The following is a 17058-nucleotide window of genomic DNA, read 5'->3' on the forward strand; positions in this document are numbered from 1 at the left end:
CTTCAACGAGATCCTGCCACCGTGAGCGACACCCTGCACTCGCCATCGTCACGCTCCGGTCCCTTCGCACTCGCGCGCACGCTCGCCTGGCTTCGCCTCTGCGCGATCGCCGGCCAGAGCGTGGCCATCCTCTCTTGCGTCACCCTGCTCCAGCTCGATGTCCCGCTGTTGCCGCTGATGATCGGCGTGTGCGTGCTGGCCGTGTTCGCGGCCGCCGCGGCGTTCCGGCTGGGCATGCCGTGGAAAGTGAGCGAGGGTGAGGCCATCGTGCATATCGCCGCCGACACGCTGGTGCTGGGCTATCTGCTGTATTTCACCGGTGGCGCCGCCAATCCCTTCGTCGCCCTGTTGCTGGTGCCGATCGCGCTGTCGGCGGCCGCGCTGTCGATCGCCGGGGTGTCACTGGTCGCCATCCTCACCGGCGTGGCGTACGTGCTACTGGTGCCCTATCACCTGCCCCTGCCCACCCTGGGTGACAAGGGCCGCGATTTCGACCTTTACGTGGCCGGCATGGGCGTCAACTTCGTCATCATGGCCGTGCTGCTGGGCGTGTTCATCAGCAACCTGGCCAAGGCGATCCGCCTGCAACAGGGCGAGGTGCAGCGAGTGCGCGAGCGCGCCCTGCGCGATGAGGGCATCCTGGCCATTGCCACGCAGGCGGCGGGCGCGGCGCATGAGCTCAACACGCCGCTGTCCACCATGCGCACCCTGCTCCCGGAGATCCGCCGCGAGCACGCCGGCGATAACGCGCTGGGCGACGACCTCGACCTGCTCGACGGCCAGGTGGAGCGCTGCCGCACCATCCTGCGCGAGATGGTGGCCTTCGGCCAGGCACAGCTGTCGCAGGTGCCGGAGCGCGTTACCCTGGACCAGTTCATCCATGGCTGCCTGGAACGCTTCCAGTTGCTGCGGCCTGAGGCCGAGGTAGCCCTTTCCGTGGAACCCGGCGCCGGTCGCGTCGCCCTGCGCTCACCACCCGGGCTACGCCACGCATTGATCAACCTGCTCAACAACGCCGCCGACGCGTCCGCGATGAACGACAGCACGGCCGTGTCGCTGTCCATCGGTATCGTCGGTGCCTGGCTCGAGCTGGTCGTGACGGACGAAGGCCCGGGGTTCGACGAGTTCGACGAACTGGGCACGCTTGGCCTGTCGCAGAAGGACACCGGCCTGGGCATCGGCCTGGCGCTGGCCGAGGCCACGGCCGAGCGACTCGACGGCGAGCTTGCCGCCAGCAATACAGGGCACGGCGCCAGAATGCGCCTGCGCCTCCCCCTTTCGGTCATTGGAGATCACACATGAACGAGCTGGTTCCGCCGGGCGGACGCCCGCTGCTGATCGTCGATGACGACACAACGTTTGCCCGCGTGCTCGGTCGCGCCCTCACCTCCCGCGGCTTCGAGGTGATCACGACGCATACGGCCGACGACGCGCGTGCCCTGACCCGCCGTCACCAGCCGCGTTACTGCGTGCTCGACCTGAAACTGGGCGACGAGAACGGCCTGCGCCTGATCCCGGAACTGCAGTCGCTGGTGCCGGACATGCGCGTATTGCTGCTGACGGGTTACGCCTCGATCGCCACGGCCGTCGAAGCGATCAAGCGCGGTGCGCACGACTACCTGGCCAAGCCCGTGGATGCGGATGCCGTGGTCCGCGCCCTGCTCGACGGCGATTCCGGCCCACTGGATTCCGACGACTTCGCCGACGCACCGGATGCCCCGCTGCCGCTGCGGCGCCTTGAGTGGGAACACATCCAGCGCGTGCTGACCGAATGCGAAGGCAATATCTCGGAAACGGCGCGTCGCCTCGGCATGCATCGGCGCACGTTGCAACGCAAGCTCAGCAAGCACCCCGTGCGCGAGCGGCCGGACGAGACCTGACGGCGCCTTGCGTGACAGCGCTCGGCACGCTGCAGTCGGGAATCAGGCCTCGACGGGCTGTGGATGCGGGAAGCGGACGCTGGACACGCGGTTGGCACCCGGAAGCGAACGGGTCTCCAACGGCCACTGGAAGCGATCCGACAGTCGCCGCGCGATGGCCAGGTCGAATCCATGCGGATTGACTGACGCATGCCGACGCGTGCCCGGTTCCGGCGCGTCCACCGCGGGATTGATGACACTGACGCTGCCGGGCATGACGGTGACCACCACCGTGCCCTGATCGGTCTGCTGCAAGGCATGCCGGATCAGCTGGCCGCATAGCACCGCGAACACACGCGGCGACGCATGCAAGGCAAACGTGGCCGGCTCGTCCAGCACCAGTTCGACGGGGCGGCCCGCGATCAACTCGCGTGCGTAATCCACTTCCTGGCGCAACACCTTGTTGACCACGAAGTCTTCCTCGGCAAGCCCCTGGTCGGACTCGCGGGAAAGAATCAGGAAGGCCTCGACCAGCGCCTCGAGTTCGCGTGTGGAGCGCCGGATGCGTTCCAGTGAGCGATGCCCGAATTCGGAGAGGTCTGCTTCGTCGGCCAGCATGTCAGACGACATCTTGATGACCGTGAGCGGGCTGCGCAGTTCGTGGCTGGCGTCACGCGTGAAGTTGCGCTCGCGCTCGCTGTAACCTTCGATGCGCGACGCAAGGCCGTGCAGTCCACGCACCAGCCGCGACACATCGCCGTCCGACTTGCGTCCGCTTTGCTCGTGCAGGCCCGCCATGTCCGGGCGATCGGGGTCCCAGCCTTCCAGCAGGCGTGCCAGTGCCTGGACGGGCATCCACTCACGGGACACGGCCAGCCAGGCCAGGCCGCCCGATGAAAGCATGATGGCGATCGCGGCGCTGATCGGCGCCACGTTGTTCGCCGCCATCAGCGATGCGATGACGACGACGAGGGTCTGCAGGACGAAAACCACCGCGATACGGGCTTTGAACGAGCCCCGCCGGATGGTTCCCCGCGTTTTGCTGCCTTCCATCGACTATGCCCGGTCCTGCACGTTCCTCATGCCGTCTGCGACGCGGCGACTTCGGAATCCAGGTCCGCCAGGCGGTAGCCGGCCGAATGGATCGTGTGCAGCAGCGGACGCTCGAACGGCTTGTCGATCACGCGACGCAGGTTGTACAGGTGCGAGCGCAGCGTGTCGGAATCGGGCAACGTGTCGCCCCAGATCTCGCGCTCGATATCGCGGCGGCTGACCACGCGCGGCGATTCGCGCATGAGAATGGCCAGCAGCTTCAGGCCGATCGGCGAAACGGTGAGTTCCTGCCCACCGCGCGTCAGGCGCAGCGTGGCGGTGTCGAGCGTCATGTCGCCGACGTTGAGCACCTCGGAGGAGACCTGGCGGCGGTCGCGGCGGATCAGGGCGCGCAGGCGCGCTTCCAGCTCACGCACTTCGAACGGCTTGACCAGGTAATCGTCGGCACCGGCCTCGAGGCCGACCAGCTTGTCTTCCAGCGTGTCGCGCGCCGTGAGCATCAGCACCGGCGTGGACTTCTTGCCGTCCTTGCGGAGCTTGCGGCACACGTCCAGACCGTCCATGCCCGGAAGCATGAGGTCGAGCACGATCACGTCATAGCTGTTGGATACGGCCAGGTGGAGACCACTGACGCCATCGGCGGCATAGTCGACCGAATAGCCCCTGCGCTCGAGGAACTCGCCGACCATCTCGGCAATCTGGCGGTTGTCTTCGACCAGAAGGATCAGGCCTGCCTGTTCATCGCGGTTGCTCATCGCTCCACTCCTTCGCTGATTCACAAATGTGAAGAGTTAACGGCCGAACCGGTGAGCACAGCGTGAAGACCGGAAACCAACGTTTATTCTGGGTACGACGACGTGCACGCGGCGTCGTCTACCTAAGTAAAGGGCTTAGCGTTTTCCACACATTCTCCGCGACACGCGGCTCGCCCTTGGCCTTCGGATGGAGGCCGTCGTCCTGCATGAGCGACGGGTCGAGTGCCACGCCGTCGAGCAGGAACGGCACCAGCGGCACGCCGTGGCGGGCAGCGGCATCCGCGTAGACCTTGCGTAGCCCGTCGCGGTACTGCGGGCCGTAATTGACCGGCAGTTCGATGCCCAGCAGCAGCACCTTGGCGCCGGAGGCCTTCGCGGCGGCGACCATCGCATCCAGGTTGGCCGTCAGCTGCGTCAACGGCAGGCCTTGCAGGCCATCGTTCGCGCCCAGTTCGATCACCACGACGGCGGGATGCTGTGCCTTGAGCAAGGCAGGCAGGCGATTCTTCCCGCTGAGCGAGGTCTCGCCGCTGATGCTGGCATTGACCATCGTCCACGGCGTCGCCATGTTCGACATGCGAGCCTCGAGCAGGCGAACCCATCCCGCGTCCACGGGGATGTTGTGCGCCGCCGACAGCGAGTCCCCGAGCACCAGCACCTTGCGTGGCGCATCCGCCGCGGAGGCGATGGCGCAGCAAACCCATAGCAACAGGACCAGGCAACGACGCATGAGCGATTCTTCCCGTGTTCTTCTCGAAGTGACCGATGTTACCAAGTCGGTCTTCGGCCCGGAGGGACGACTCGACATCCTCTCGGGCGTGAACCTGCAAGTGGCCGCGGGCGAGAGTTTCGCCATCGTCGGCGCCTCCGGCTCCGGCAAGACCACGTTGCTGGGACTGCTTGCCGGGCTGGACGTCGCTACCTCGGGCAGCGTGCGGATCGACGGCCAGGCGCTGGAAGCGGTGGACGAGGAAGCCCGCGCGGCGATCCGGCGGCGGTTGGTCGGCTTCGTCTTCCAGTCGTTCCACCTGCTGCCCGCGCTCACTGCGGAGGAAAACGTGATGCTGCCCCTGGAGCTGGAAGGCGACGACGGTGCGCGCGAACGTGCGCACGCCGCGCTCGACGCGGTGGGGCTGACGGCGCGGCGCCGCCATTATCCCGCCCAGCTGTCCGGCGGCGAGCAACAGCGCGTGGCCCTGGCGCGCGCCTTCGTACACCGGCCACGCGTGCTCTTCGCCGACGAGCCCACGGGCAACCTCGACCAGCACACCGGCGAACAGGTGGGCGACCTGCTGTTCGCGATGAATCGCCAGCATGCGACCACCCTGATCCTGGTGACCCACGATCCGCGCCTGGCCGCTCGCTGCGCACGCTCGGCCACGCTGCACGAGGGCCGTCTCGAGGTTGCCGCGTGAACGTCACACGACTGGCCCTGCGTACCCTGCGCCGCGAGTGGCATCTGGTCGAGCTGCGTACGCTGGCCGCGTCGCTGGTGCTGGCGGTCATCGCACTCGGCGTGGTGGCCACGCTGTCCACGCGGATCGAGCGCGGCATCCTCGCCAGCGCGGCCGAGTTGATCGGCGGCGACCTCGGCGTGACCGCCCCGGCACCTTTGCCCGAGCCGTTGTTCCGTGCCGCGCAGGATGACGGCCTGACCGTGTCGCGCGGCGCCTCGTTCCGTAGCGTGGCGTTCGTCGGCGAGCGCAGCCAGCTGGTCGAGGTGCAGGCCACCGATGCCACCTATCCGTTGCGTGGCACGCTGGAAGTGCGCGGTGCGGACGGGCGCAGCCGAGTGGCGCACGGGCCCGGCCGCGGCGAGTTGTTCCTCGATCACCGCGCCATGGTCGGGCTGGGCATCCGGCCGGGGCAGACCGTGCAGGTGGGCGGCAAGGACCTGCACGTCACGGGCGAGCTGCTCCGCCAGCCAGACGGCGGCGAGCTGTTCGCCCTGGCGCCGCGTGCCCAGATGAACCTCGACGACGCCAGCGAGGCCGGCCTGCTCTCCGTCGGCAGTCGCGCCCGTCATCGCCTGCTGGTGTCCGGCCCCGCCGGCGCCGTGGCGACCTGGCGAGGCACGCTGGAAGCCTCGCCGCTGCCCCAGGGCGCCGAGCTGGTCACGCCGGAGAAGATGCAGGAGCGCATGCGCTCGGCGTTCGACCGGGCCAGCGCCTTCCTGCGCCTGACCGCCCTGCTTTCCGCCCTGCTTGCTGGCGTGGCGATCGCGCTCGCGGCGTCGCGCTATGCACGGCGCAAGGCCTCCGAAGTGGCCTTGCTGCGCGCGCTCGGCGTCCCCCGTCGACGGGTGGCCGCCCTGCTGGTCGGCACCCTCGCGGCGCTGGCGCTGCCCGCCGCCGCGCTGGGCATGGTGATTGCCCTCGCGCTGGCCCAGGGCGCGTGGTATTTCGCGCAGCAACTGTTCGACAACATACCGACCACGCTGCCGCTCGGCCCCGCGTTCGCGGCCGCCGCCATGGGCCTGGCCGTGCTCGCGGGCTTTGCGTTGCCGCCCCTGGTCCGTCTCGCGGAGGTGCCGCCCGTAGCGGTGTTCCGCGAGTCCATGCAGCGTCGCGTGCGCCGTTTCGATGGGCTGTACCTGATCCCGTTGCTGACCGCCATCGCGCTGGTCTGGGTACAGAGCGACTCGGCCAAGCTGGCCGGCATCCTTGCCGCCAGCCTGGCCGGCGTGGCCGTGGTCGCGGCCCTGCTGTCCGCCCTGCTGCTGGTGATCGCCCGTCGCGTGGCGCCGGGTGCGCATCCTGCGCTGCGACTCGGCCTGGCCGCGCTCGCCCGCCGCCGCGGCCTGTCGCTGGTGCAGGCCACGGCGCTGTCTCTCGGCCTGTGCGCGCTGCTCCTTCTGGCGGTGATCGCACCGTCGCTGCTGGACGGCTGGCGACGCGAGCTTCCTGCCGACACGCCGAACTGGTTCGCGCTCAACCTGCAGGACTACCAGCGCCAGGGTTTCACCGATGCCCTGGCGAAGATGGGCGCCACGCGCAGCAACATGATGCCGCTGGCCGTGGGCAAGCTCACGGCGATCAACGGCCACGCCGTGGATACGCTGACGTTCGCCGACCCACAGGCGCGCGATGCCGCGGACCAACAGCTGCGCCTGTCGTGGAGCGCGGACCTGCCGCCGTCCAACCAGGTGATCGCCGGTGCGTGGCCGGGCCCCGCACCCGCCCAGGCGGAGGTGTCGCTGGATACGTCCTGGCGCGACCGGTTCCAGCTCAAGCTGGGCGACACCCTGCGTTTCGAGGTGGGTGAAGGCAGCATCGACGCTCGCGTGACCAGCATCCGCAAGGTTGACTGGAGTTCGTTCCGGGTCAACTTCTTCCTGATGCTCGATCCGGCCCACGCGTCCGACCTTCCACACACGTGGCTGACCAGCTTCTACCTGCCACGTGGCCATGCGGACGAGCTGGCGCGCCTGTCGCGCGATTACGGCAACCTCAGCCTGATCGATGTCGATGCCCTGCTCGATCGCGTGCGCGACATCGTCGACCGGGTGGGTGGCGCGGTGCGCTGGGTGCTCGGATTCAGCCTGCTCGCAGGCGCCCTGGTGCTCACCGCGGCGCTGGCCGCCAGCGCGCAGGAACGCCGCAAGGAAGCCGCCCTGCTGCGCACGCTGGGCGCCACGCGCACGCAGTTGCGCGCGGCGGCGGCCTGCGAGTTCGCGCTGTTGGGGCTGGTCGCGGGGCTGACGGCGGCACTGGGCGCGGCGGGGGCGGGGCTATGGATGGGCCAGGCGGTGTTCCGCATCGAGCACTTCGTTCCTCCGCTGTGGCCGCTGATCGGCACGGCGGCCGGGGCGGCGGTCGTGGTGATGCTGATCGGGCTGTTCGGCACGCGACGGGTGCTGAACACCTCGCCGATGGCCCTGCTGCGCGAGGGCTGAGCCTTCGACTAGGCGGGGCGCTGCATGTCGAAGGCCATGACGATGGCTTCTTCGCGGCCGCCTTCCGCGGGGTAGTAGCCCGGCCGGCGGCCGATCTCGTGGAAACCCAGCGAGTCGTACAAGGCCTTGGCGGCGGGATTGGACGGGCGCACCTCGAGGAACACCCGCTCCACGCCATACCACCGGGCCAGATCGATCAGCCGGCGCATCATGCGCCTTCCGTAGCCCAGGCCGCGCCAGGCGTCGCCGATGCAGATGTTGAGTACATGGGCCTCGCCCGCGGCCACCGACAGGATGCCGTAGCCGGCCACCTGGTCGTCGTGCACGAGCACCCAGCAGTTGTGCCCGGCCTGCAGGCAGTCGCGGAAGATGCCCGCTGTCCAAGGGAAGGGATAGGACGCATGTTCGATGGCGACCACGGCATCGAGGTCTTCGCGGCGCATCACGCGGACTTCGGTGGACGGGCGGGTGACGGCAGCCATGGCGGATCAGTTCCGTGCGAACGCGCGGCCCAGGGCGCGCAGGCCGTTCCAGAGGCGGCGCTTGGCGGCGGCATCGGTCAGGATGAGCGAGGGCGTGTCCACGAGCACGATCTGCGCTGCGCCCTGCTGTGCGGCGGAAAGCTGGTGGCCGAGGGCGCGCGCCTGGGCATCGCCGAAGACCAGGTACGTGGCCGCCGCGGGTACGTGCCCCAGGCCGGCGGCGCCAACCTCCAGGCGTGCTGCGCGAGCCGTGACCGCACCGAAGGCGCGCAACGCATGCCCGACCACGTCCCGCTCGCGCTCGGTGCATCCCGCGGGCAGGATGACGACGCAGGTGGCACGCTCTCCCGTGGTCGCCGGACCCTCACCCTCGATGGCATCGACGGAACGCGATGCCATCTCACCCGCCCGAAGACGCCACGGCGTGACGCCCATGACCTTCAGCAAGCGCGCATGGCGGACGGGCACGGCCGACATCAGGGAGCCCCCGTCGTCCTGGCGTGGCGACGCACACGACGACGGTGCGCGGCGCGGCCCCACAACGTCATGACCGGACCGGACACCGTGTAGAACACGGCCACCGCGAACAGCACGCGGGCGGTGTCGATCACCAGCAGCACGACGACCAGCACGGCGGCGATGAGCCAGATAAAGGGCACGCGGTCGCCCTGGGGCCACGCCTTGAAGCTGTAGTAGCGCACGTTGCTGACCATCAACAGCCCGGCGATGACGGCCAGCGGCAAGGCGAAGAAGGCCACCGACGGACCCGATACGTCGAACTTGGCCATCGTCCAGACGAACGACATGCACAGACCCGCCGCAGCGGGACTGGCCAGCCCCTGGAAATAGCGCTTGTCGGCCACGCCCACCTGCGTGTTGAAACGGGCAAGCCGAAGGGCGGCACACACCGCGTAGATGAACGCCCCCGCCCAGCCGATCTTGCCCCAGACGGGGCCGTAATCCGCCAGCGACGACAACGCCCACGTGTAGAGCACCAGCGCGGGGGCCAGGCCGAAGCTGACCAGGTCGGACAGCGAGTCGTACTGCACGCCGAATTCGCTCTGGGTGTTGGTCATCCGAGCGACGCGGCCGTCCATGCCGTCGAGGATGGCGGCGACGAACACCGCCAGGGCGGCCGTCTGGTAGTGGCCGGCGATCGCCGAGACGATCGCGTAGAACCCCGAGAACATCGCGCCCGTGGTGAACAGGTTCGGCAGCAGATAGATGCCGCGGTGTCGCGGCCCCCGGGGTTGGATCGAATCGCTCATAGCCAAAGCCGTAACGTGGGCCATCAGTGTAGCCCAGGCGTCGTCGCTTGCACGCGCGCGGGCCCGGTGATACTTGTTGCGCCACCCTTCCCCTGCCGGAACCACGCATGCGCCGCTGCCTCGCTCTCGCGATCCTCGTCACGGCCTGCCCCCTGGCGATGGCCCAGGCCTACAAGTGGAAGGACGCCCAGGGCGTCACGCACTACGCCGACACGCCGCCCCCGGGCAAGGTGAAGTACGAGACCGTGAAGACCAGCGGCACCGCGGCAGCGCCCGCACCCTCAACCGCACCGGCCGCACCCGCGAAAGCTGCCAGCACGCCTCCGCCGCCGGGTAGCCCGGTGGCCGACAACCCGGCCAACCGGGCCAGGCTGTGCGACCAGTTGCGCAAGAACATGGACGTGCTGGGCAAGGACCAGGTCGTCTCCGTGGACGACGGCAAGGGCGGCACCCAGCCACTCGACGACGCCGGCAAGAAGCGCCAGGTGGAAACCACCCAGGCCCAGATGACCCTGTACTGCAAATAGATGCCCGGCGCGGGGCCGGGCTTGCACCTATAATCGTCCGTTCACTCCCGACGAATCGCCCGCATGCGCCTCAGCCAGTTCCATCTCGCCACCGTCAAGGAAGTTCCCGCCGACGCGGAAATCGCCAGCCACCAGCTGATGCTGCGCGCCGGCATGATCCGCAAGCTGGCGTCCGGCCTGTACACCTGGTCGCCGCTGGGTCTGCGCATCATGCGCAAGGTGGAAGCCATCGTGCGCGAGGAAATGGTCCGCGCCGGCGCCATCGAGGTCCTGATGCCCTCGGTGCAACCGCGTGAGCTGTGGGAAGAGACCGGCCGCTGGGAGAAGTTCGGCGGGCAGTTGCTGAAGATCAAGGATCGCAAGGAGCAGGAGTTCTGCTACGGCCCCACGCACGAGGAAGTCATCACCGATTTCGCGCGCAACGAGCTGAAAAGCTACAAGCAGCTGCCGCTCAACTTCTTCCAGATCCAGACCAAGTTCCGTGACGAGATCCGCCCTCGCTTCGGCGTGATGCGCGCGCGCGAGTTCCTGATGAAGGATGCCTATTCCTTCCACCTCACGCCGGAATCGCTGGGCGACACCTACAAGGTGATGTACGACGCCTATTCGCGCATCTTCACCCGCCTGGGCCTCACCTTCCGCGCCGTGGATGCCGACACCGGCGCCATTGGCGGCAGCGCTAGCCACGAATTCCAGGTCATCGCCGACTCGGGCGAGGATGCCATCGCGTTCTCCGACGGTTCGTCCTACGCGGCCAACATCGAGAAAGCCGAAGCCATGGCGCCCGGCATCGAGCGTCCGGCACCGTCGGCCGAACTGGCGCGCGTCGCCACGCCGACCCAGCGCACCATCGAGGAGATCACGGCGCTCCTTGGCGTGCCCGCGGCGCAGACGGTCAAGACGATCCTGGTGCGCGGCGCGGAAGGCCTGGTCGCGCTGGTGGTGCGTGGCGACCACGACATCAACGAAGTGAAGGCGGCCCACCTGCCCGAGCTGCCGGACACCTCCGAACTGGCCAGCGAGGCGGACATCCTCGCCGCGATCGGTACGCGTCCCGGCTTCATCGGCCCGGTCGGCCTGCCCGACACCATCCCGGTCATCGTCGACCGCAGCGCCGCGGTGCTGGCGGATTTCGTCTGCGGCGGCAACCAGGACGGCACCCATTACACCGGCGCCAACTGGCAGCGCGATGCGCGGATCAACCGTGTGGCCGACATCCGCAAGGTAGTCGACGGCGACACCTCCCCGGATGGCCATGGCACGCTGCGCCTGGCCCGCGGCATCGAGGTCGGCCATATCTTCCAGCTCGGCCAGAAATACGCCGAGGCCATGGGCGCCCGCGTACTCGACAACAACGGCAAGATGGCCACCATGTATATGGGCTGCTACGGCATCGGCGTCAGCCGCATCGTGGCCGCGGCGATCGAGCAGCGCCACGACGACGCCGGCATGATCTGGACCGACGCCATGGCGCCATGGCGCGTGGCCGTCTGCATCATCAATCCGAAGAACGACCCGCTCGTCACCGAAGCCGCCGAGTCGCTCTACCAGACGCTGTCACAGGCCGGGGTGGATGCCGTGCTGGACGACCGCGGCCTGCGTCCCGGCCCGATGTTCGCGGACATGGAGCTGATCGGTATCCCGCACCGCGTGGTGGTCAGCGGACGCGGCCTGGAAGCCGGCACCTTCGAATACCGTGCCCGCACGGATGCCGAAGCCCGCAACATCACCCGCGACGACCTGCTGGCGCTGCTCAACCCCTGAGCAGGCCGTAACGCCCCATGTAGGAGCGCGCGCTCGCGCGCGACATGTGTTGAGGCCAAACCCCGGAGCTGGCGCGCCAGCTCCGGGGTTATCGCAAAAAAGATGTCGCGCGCAAACGCGCGCTCCTACATGTCGGGGCCCCGGCGCATCGCACTAGCGTCGTCACCCTCAGCGACATCGCATCATTCCACCGCGGTATTGATCGCCCTTGCATAATCCGCCGTGGTCCGACCCGACGCGGAGCACTTCTGGATATCGTCGTACAGCCACATGAAGCCGCCCGGGATGACCGCGCTCTGCTTCCACGCCGCCATCTTCGACTGCACGGTCGCCGGTGAATCACCGGCCGAGCAGCCGCTGCCATTCTTCGACCACAACCCAGGAATCACCGGCATGCCCAGCGCACTCGTCCACTGCGCCGGATTATTACCCGTCCCGCCGGCGTAGGCCTGCAGATAGACCTTATCCACGGTGCTGCCCAGGTTGGTTTTCAACGACGCCCAGAAACTGCGGTTGGTATAGGGCGCAAACGTGATCTTGTAGCCCAGGCCGGCCAGCATCTTGCCGAACGCTGTCGCGGACGCCAGGTCGTAGGCGCTCTCGTCATCGAAATTAGCCGCATCCGCCCCGGTAATCTGCTTTAGCAACTGGAAGTTACGGTAGAGGATGCTGTCCGGGCCGGTGCCGGAACCCGCGCCGGTGCCGTTCACCAGCGCCTCGATACTCTCGAAATCCGTGGTGCCGCCTGCCCCGATCGATACCTCGATGCGATTGACCGAGGTCGGCGCCTGCTTCAGGGTCGCCAGTTCAGCCGACCAACCGGTATTCGGACCGACGTAAAGGCCATCGCTGATAAGCGGTTCGTCATTGAGATGCAGGTCGCCGTTGGTATCCACATGCACGCTCCACAACATCACGGTAGTGAATCCGGACGCGCGAAGGTCGTTCATCACAGCGGTACCGCCGCTGTAAAAGGGGCCACCGCCGTAAATGGCGGATTCGGCGAGGGCGCTCCCGGAAAGACAAAGGCTACCGGCGAGGATGAGGCCTAATAGGGATTGACGTGGACGCGCGATAGACATGACGATTTCCTTGTTGAGGAAGACGAGGGCCGGCGATCACAACGGCCGGCGATCGAGCTGAATTGGGCCAGATAGCCCGTCATGAACTGTAGGACTAATCCGATAATTTAGTGCGATAACGTCGAGCATCCCATATGGAGTTCCCATGGGTACGCCAATTAGGTCACAATTACGCTCGTTAACCCTTTCCGGTTAATAGCCTGATTAACCGGGCAACCACCCTCTTAAATCACCACCGGGAGATGCCCATGGCCATCGATATCAAGAATCTCAACCTCAACCAGCTCAGCGAGTTGATCGCCAAGGCCCAGTCGCGCCAGAACGAAATGCGCAAGGACCGGATTTCCGACCTGCGCGATAAAATCAATGGCATGATCAAGGCCGAGGGTTTGACCTTTGATGAGGTGTTCGGCGTACGAGCCCCGAAGTCACGTCGTACCGGCACGTCCGTAGCGGCAAAGTACCGCAATCCGGACGATGCCGAACAGACCTGGTCGGGTCGCGGCAAGCGCCCCCGCTGGTTCAACGATGCACTGAAGGCTGGCAAGAAAGAAAGCGACCTGCTGGCCTGAGCCTCACGCTACACCGAAGAAGCACGACCGACGCCAGACGGCTTGCCGTACTGGCGTCATTCGTATCCGCTCCCAGCGTCAGCGCTTCACGAGTGGTGGAGCAACGCTGTCACGATCGATCGTCCCCTCATCCCTCGCTATCGAGAAGCCCTCAAGCTCAAGGGGGTAACGCGTCGAATAGGCCGCTTTCCTGGAAAAAACACTGATGGTGACCGACGACGATGTCGCAACGAACGATGTGTGGTGAAATCGACCCGCTATGTACCGGTCACGCACGTACGTCGCACCTGCCACCTCGATATCAACGCCCGGCTGAAAGTACCGGGTCACGGAAATAATCGTGTACCGCTTTCCTGGAACGGTCATGACGTCGAATTCGAGCAACAGACGACGCACCTGGTCCGCAAGATATACCGGCGTGCCCTTAATAGTCGCCGGCTTCAACGGATACCCTGTCGGGCCTGGCCGGCTATAGGCAAGCAGGCGATTTTCCGCAACGCCGAGGAATCCCGACCAGTGATAATGCACGAGATCGATAAACGCACTGTCCGAGTTGTTTGTCCCGCCAGACCCACCGCCGCCCACTCCAGCGTCTCCCGCGCCGGTATCCCCGGTATTCCCCGAGCCACCTGTGCCGGCATTCTCCGAGCCTCCCGTATTACCTGTGCCGTCCGTACTACTTGCGCCGTCCGTACTACTTGCGCCGTCCGTACTACTTGCGCCGCCGGTACTACTTGTGCCGCTCGTATTACCTGTGCTTCCGGCGCCAGCATTACCGGGAGAAACACCTTCGCCCGAGCCGCCCGCGCCGTGCTTCGTCAGAATCACCGTCGCAAAGAAGTCCTTTTTCCGGTTGCACAAACCTTCGAAGTCGAGCTGAAGCGGAAAGCCCTGTCGTTGCACCACGTCCTGGAGCCAGGACCGTGACAGCGGGAACCGGATGGTCGTCCCCAGGTCGCGTGCCGTGATCGCGTACTTGTCTATCACCGTGGCAGTGGCGGAAGCCGTGGCGCTTACGCCGGTCATTCGCGTCGCTGCGACCACGACATGAATGCGGTCGCCGATGGCCATGCCCGTCCAGGGTTTCAGCACTAACGTCGCGTCGTTCTCCAGCCTCGTCATGTCCAGATAGGGCGTGGTATTGCCGGCGTAAGTGCGGGCTTCCTCGATCGCAAGCGACGGACGATCCTCGACCGGGGGCAACGGTGGTCCGCCGCCTGCCTCGGGATTTGTGGCCGCCCCCGCTCCCTCACTCGACTTCCGTACCTCGTCGAGATTGACCACGTTGACGACGGCCACGGGCAAGGTCATGTAGCGAAAACCGGCCGCTGCCAAGGGACGCTCGATGCTGACGACGATCTCGATGTCGGTGGCAGCGACCTTGGGTTGCCCGAGCAGCCACGACCTGGGCAAGCGAACGGCGACGCCCTTCTCCAGATGCGAGGCGGTCACCACCATGGCGTCCGCCAGATCGATGGTATCGGCCAGCAGGATCGAATCGATGAACCCGCGTGCCGACACCGTCAGGCGCTGGCCCGCGCGCATGAACGGCCAGCGCGGGACCCGGACGGTAAGGAACTCCGGGAGCGGCCGGTTCATGTCCAGGAACGGATGGCCCTTGCCGCCGGGTTTTTCCGTGGCCTCGTCGATCGACGCCTTGGGCAGCCGGGGATCGTTGGAGTTGTAGCCCCGAAGGGGAACGGACAGGGTATCGGAGGTTCGCGACAGGCCGTCGCGGGTGACGACGTAGCGGGCTTCGAACACGCCACCCAGCGCAGGGATGAGCTGGTCCGCACTGACGCTTGCACTCGCATGACCGGTGGCCGCGGTCGCCAAGAGATCATTCCATGGCGATCCAGGAACACGACACTGGAAACGCACTGCATCGTCTGGACGCACGTCAGCCGTCGAGGGCGTGGTGAGCGTGATGCCATCGGCCGACCGGGTGACATCGAGTGAGTCGCCATTCAGTGCATCGGTATGCGGTGGTGGAAGGTCGCCGATGGTCGCCGCAGCGATACGGACGGCCAGGGCTTTCGCGGGTAAGGGACCGATCACCGTCCCGTGGCGTTTCACCGTGTAAACCACCGATATCGTCTTGCCAGCGTCCTTTGCCGCCTCCTGCCGAGGTACGTCGAAGACCATGGCCCGCGGTGGCACGCCTTGCACGACGCACGATCCCGAGGCCCTGCCTGCCCATTCCAGGGATACGTCATCCCCATCCTGGAAGAGGCCGTTCGGCGTCAGCACGACTTTTACCGACGCATCGCGCAGCGCAGATAACGCCAGTTCGTTGTCGGCGGATGCCTGCGGCAACGCCAGGTCGGGCCAGGATATCGCCGCGGGCGCCTGGCGCAGGTTTACGGTAGCGACGCCGGAAAGCCATGTCGCCTTGTCCGCGTTGGCAAAGGCGACGGTTAGCCGCCATGTCTTCGCACGCAGTTCCTCGAGGCGACCGCGCGGCAGCATCCAGACCAGCCGATCCTGATCGTCCGCCTGGCCAACGGTCATGCTCATTTCGAGGCTCTGGGCCGATTCGTCGCTGCGCATCCGCAGGGTAGCCACCCACTCGGCCGGAAAGGTCGACCCGACCGGCATGCGTACCTCGATGTCACCCTTTACCGTGGCCAGGTCAAGCACCCCATCCACACTCTGTGGCACATCGGGCGCGGGAGGGACGGCGGCCTCACCGATAATCGGTCGGGTTCGGGTCGCCGACTCACGGATGCTCGCGCCGCGCTTCACCACGTAACCGGCAAACACCGTTCCGCCCACGAAGTAAGCCAGCCAGCTGCGGAGAATGCTGAATTCGTACCGCGTCATCACGGGGCCGTCCGGCGTCGAAAGGCCTTCCGTCCGGGGATCGTCGGGCATGCCACCGCCAGCGAAGGTGGTCTCCAGATAAGGATTGAGGACCAGGCCGGTCGAGGTCGTACCCGTGAGCGTCAGGGTAATCTCGTCCCCGTCGACGACATCGGGATACGCCACCTCGACCGTCACCGTCGAAGCCTGGCTATCGTAGTCACTTGCAGGCGCGCGCCCCAGATCCAGCTGGCCACGCGCATTGACACCGGCAAACGTGGGCATGGGCAGGAGCGTGTCGAAAACGGCGTTGACGTCGACGGCCGGCGCCTTGCCTGACGTATTGCCGACGCGATCGCGAATGTCGTACGACACCGATACGATGCCTTGCGGCGATGCCGCGATCACGGCCCACGGAACGATGGCCTCGACCGGACGCCCCACGACAACCGTCGCCGGATCGACCTCAACCACCTCGCTTCCCCAATACACGGCAGGCCGCGCACCCTCCTCCATGTTTTCCCAAGCGGGAATGGACAACGCCAGGTCCTGTCCCTTCGTCAGCCCGTCGGTACCTTCGATAGGCCTCAGGTTTTCGTTGACCGCCGTCATGTCGGTAGGCGAAGGTCCCTCGCCGCCAGGACGGGTGAACTTTGCATCCAGGGTGAGCGAGGGTGAACGCCGCGCCTGCCGGGTATCCGGCTCGCCCACCGTCTGCACCACGTAATACACCTCGATGCTGCCCGGGTGTCGTTGCAGCACCGGCGGCGGCACCGCGAAGTCGATCCAGTAGTTGTACCAGGACACTTCGGCCGTATCGATCCACTCGCCATCCCAATAGAGGTGGATCAGGTCGCCGGTATTCCTCTCGGACGTGGATACCGTCAGCAACATCCCACCGACATCGGGTGACAAATGGGAGCGGTTGACTACCGCAGGGACGTCCGTGCCGAGCGCGGGCCGCGGGTAGGTGGGGTCGATCGTGAATGTGTCCGTCAT

At 66.6% G+C, this 17058-nt stretch carries 15 protein-coding genes; 7 read left to right on the plus strand and 8 right to left on the minus strand.

Annotated elements, in window-relative coordinates:
- Window positions 1-21 precede the first annotated feature (21 nt).
- Both QRN34_RS09350 and QRN34_RS09355 read left to right on the plus strand, forming a co-directional pair.
- Window positions 22-1302: an ATP-binding protein gene (locus QRN34_RS09350; RefSeq protein WP_240003937.1), complete on the plus strand. Its 1281-nt coding sequence runs from the start codon at window positions 22-24 to the stop codon at window positions 1300-1302.
- Complete coding sequence (locus QRN34_RS09355; RefSeq protein ID WP_285404003.1) at window positions 1299-1880, plus strand: response regulator transcription factor; 582 nt, start codon at window positions 1299-1301, stop codon at window positions 1878-1880. Before QRN34_RS09350 ends, QRN34_RS09355 begins: the two co-directional genes overlap by 4 nt.
- A gap of 42 nt (window positions 1881-1922) precedes the next feature.
- On the opposite strand, the gene QRN34_RS09360 is transcribed toward QRN34_RS09355, so the two are convergent.
- From QRN34_RS09360 to QRN34_RS09370, 3 genes are all read right to left on the minus strand, one after another.
- A complete protein-coding gene (locus QRN34_RS09360) occupies window positions 1923-2912 on the minus strand; it encodes a HAMP domain-containing sensor histidine kinase (RefSeq protein WP_285404004.1) in 990 nt (329 codons plus the stop codon).
- 26 nt (window positions 2913-2938) lie between these two features.
- Window positions 2939-3667 carry a response regulator transcription factor gene (locus QRN34_RS09365; RefSeq protein WP_285404005.1) on the minus strand — a complete coding sequence of 243 codons (729 nt, stop codon included), beginning with the start codon at window positions 3665-3667 and terminating at the stop codon, window positions 2939-2941.
- A gap of 118 nt (window positions 3668-3785) precedes the next feature.
- The gene (locus QRN34_RS09370; protein ID WP_285404006.1) at window positions 3786-4397 is read right to left on the minus strand and encodes an arylesterase; all 612 of its coding nucleotides are present in this window, start codon (window positions 4395-4397) and stop codon (window positions 3786-3788) included.
- On the opposite strand from QRN34_RS09370, the gene QRN34_RS09375 reads away from it, so the two are divergent.
- Together QRN34_RS09375 and QRN34_RS09380 are read left to right on the plus strand one after the other, a co-directional pair.
- Window positions 4396-5082 carry an ATP-binding cassette domain-containing protein gene (locus QRN34_RS09375; RefSeq protein WP_285404007.1) on the plus strand — a complete coding sequence of 229 codons (687 nt, stop codon included), beginning with the start codon at window positions 4396-4398 and terminating at the stop codon, window positions 5080-5082. The genes QRN34_RS09370 and QRN34_RS09375 overlap by 2 nt on opposite strands.
- The gene (locus QRN34_RS09380; RefSeq protein WP_285404008.1) at window positions 5079-7562 is read left to right on the plus strand and encodes an FtsX-like permease family protein; all 2484 of its coding nucleotides are present in this window, start codon (window positions 5079-5081) and stop codon (window positions 7560-7562) included. The genes QRN34_RS09375 and QRN34_RS09380 overlap by 4 nt, the downstream gene beginning before the upstream one ends.
- An 8-nt stretch (window positions 7563-7570) precedes the next feature.
- Here QRN34_RS09380 and rimI read toward each other — a convergent pair whose 3' ends face one another.
- From rimI to pssA, 3 genes are read right to left on the minus strand one after another with little or no spacing between them, the layout of a single operon-like run.
- Window positions 7571-8044 (minus strand): ribosomal protein S18-alanine N-acetyltransferase, encoded by a 474-nt coding sequence (gene rimI / locus QRN34_RS09385; protein ID WP_285404009.1) that lies wholly within the window; start codon window positions 8042-8044, stop codon window positions 7571-7573.
- A gap of 6 nt (window positions 8045-8050) precedes the next feature.
- A complete protein-coding gene (locus tag QRN34_RS09390) occupies window positions 8051-8521 on the minus strand; it encodes a hypothetical protein (protein ID WP_285404010.1) in 471 nt (156 codons plus the stop codon).
- Window positions 8521-9312, minus strand: coding sequence for a CDP-diacylglycerol--serine O-phosphatidyltransferase (gene pssA, locus QRN34_RS09395; protein WP_036143247.1), 792 nt, complete (start codon window positions 9310-9312; stop codon window positions 8521-8523). The genes QRN34_RS09390 and pssA overlap by 1 nt, the downstream gene beginning before the upstream one ends.
- A 107-nt stretch (window positions 9313-9419) precedes the next feature.
- Between pssA and QRN34_RS09400 the strand changes: the two genes are divergently transcribed.
- A complete protein-coding gene (locus tag QRN34_RS09400) occupies window positions 9420-9839 on the plus strand; it encodes a DUF4124 domain-containing protein (RefSeq protein WP_285404011.1) in 420 nt (139 codons plus the stop codon).
- 63 nt (window positions 9840-9902) lie between these two features.
- A complete protein-coding gene (locus QRN34_RS09405; RefSeq protein ID WP_285404012.1) occupies window positions 9903-11603 on the plus strand; it encodes a proline--tRNA ligase in 1701 nt (566 codons plus the stop codon).
- Window positions 11604-11785: 182 nt separating this feature from the next.
- Here QRN34_RS09405 and QRN34_RS09410 read toward each other — a convergent pair whose 3' ends face one another.
- Entirely contained in the window at window positions 11786-12685 is a 900-nt protein-coding gene (locus tag QRN34_RS09410) for a hypothetical protein (protein ID WP_285404013.1), read from the minus strand.
- 248 nt (window positions 12686-12933) lie between these two features.
- Between QRN34_RS09410 and QRN34_RS09415 the strand changes: the two genes are divergently transcribed.
- On the plus strand, window positions 12934-13257 hold the full coding sequence (locus tag QRN34_RS09415) for an H-NS histone family protein (protein ID WP_036143256.1): 324 nt from the start codon (window positions 12934-12936) through the stop codon (window positions 13255-13257).
- 78 nt (window positions 13258-13335) lie between these two features.
- Here QRN34_RS09415 and QRN34_RS09420 read toward each other — a convergent pair whose 3' ends face one another.
- On the minus strand, window positions 13336-17058 hold the full coding sequence (locus tag QRN34_RS09420) for a hypothetical protein (protein ID WP_285404014.1): 3723 nt from the start codon (window positions 17056-17058) through the stop codon (window positions 13336-13338).

It is taken from the genome of Luteibacter sp. ME-Dv--P-043b (assembly GCF_030209605.1).
Taxonomy (GTDB): Bacteria; Pseudomonadota; Gammaproteobacteria; order Xanthomonadales; family Rhodanobacteraceae; genus Luteibacter.

What these genes read in the sequence shown, in the direction of transcription:
- QRN34_RS09355 (WP_285404003.1), top strand. Translation starts at nt 1,299, where the DNA reads ATGAACGAGCTGGTTCCGCCGGGCGGACGCCCGCTGCTGATCGTCGAT.
- QRN34_RS09360 (WP_285404004.1), bottom strand. Translation starts at nt 2,912, where the DNA reads ATGGAAGGCAGCAAAACGCGGGGAACCATCCGGCGGGGCTCGTTCAAA.
- QRN34_RS09365 (WP_285404005.1), bottom strand. Translation starts at nt 3,667, where the DNA reads ATGAGCAACCGCGATGAACAGGCAGGCCTGATCCTTCTGGTCGAAGAC.
- QRN34_RS09375 (WP_285404007.1), top strand. Translation starts at nt 4,396, where the DNA reads ATGAGCGATTCTTCCCGTGTTCTTCTCGAAGTGACCGATGTTACCAAG.
- QRN34_RS09370 (WP_285404006.1), bottom strand. Translation starts at nt 4,397, where the DNA reads ATGCGTCGTTGCCTGGTCCTGTTGCTATGGGTTTGCTGCGCCATCGCC.
- rimI (WP_285404009.1), bottom strand. Translation starts at nt 8,044, where the DNA reads ATGGCTGCCGTCACCCGCCCGTCCACCGAAGTCCGCGTGATGCGCCGC.
- QRN34_RS09390 (WP_285404010.1), bottom strand. Translation starts at nt 8,521, where the DNA reads ATGTCGGCCGTGCCCGTCCGCCATGCGCGCTTGCTGAAGGTCATGGGC.
- pssA (WP_036143247.1), bottom strand. Translation starts at nt 9,312, where the DNA reads ATGAGCGATTCGATCCAACCCCGGGGGCCGCGACACCGCGGCATCTAT.
- QRN34_RS09400 (WP_285404011.1), top strand. Translation starts at nt 9,420, where the DNA reads ATGCGCCGCTGCCTCGCTCTCGCGATCCTCGTCACGGCCTGCCCCCTG.
- QRN34_RS09405 (WP_285404012.1), top strand. Translation starts at nt 9,903, where the DNA reads ATGCGCCTCAGCCAGTTCCATCTCGCCACCGTCAAGGAAGTTCCCGCC.
- QRN34_RS09410 (WP_285404013.1), bottom strand. Translation starts at nt 12,685, where the DNA reads ATGTCTATCGCGCGTCCACGTCAATCCCTATTAGGCCTCATCCTCGCC.
- QRN34_RS09415 (WP_036143256.1), top strand. Translation starts at nt 12,934, where the DNA reads ATGGCCATCGATATCAAGAATCTCAACCTCAACCAGCTCAGCGAGTTG.
- QRN34_RS09420 (WP_285404014.1), bottom strand. Translation starts at nt 17,058, where the DNA reads ATGACGGACACATTCACGATCGACCCCACCTACCCGCGGCCCGCGCTC.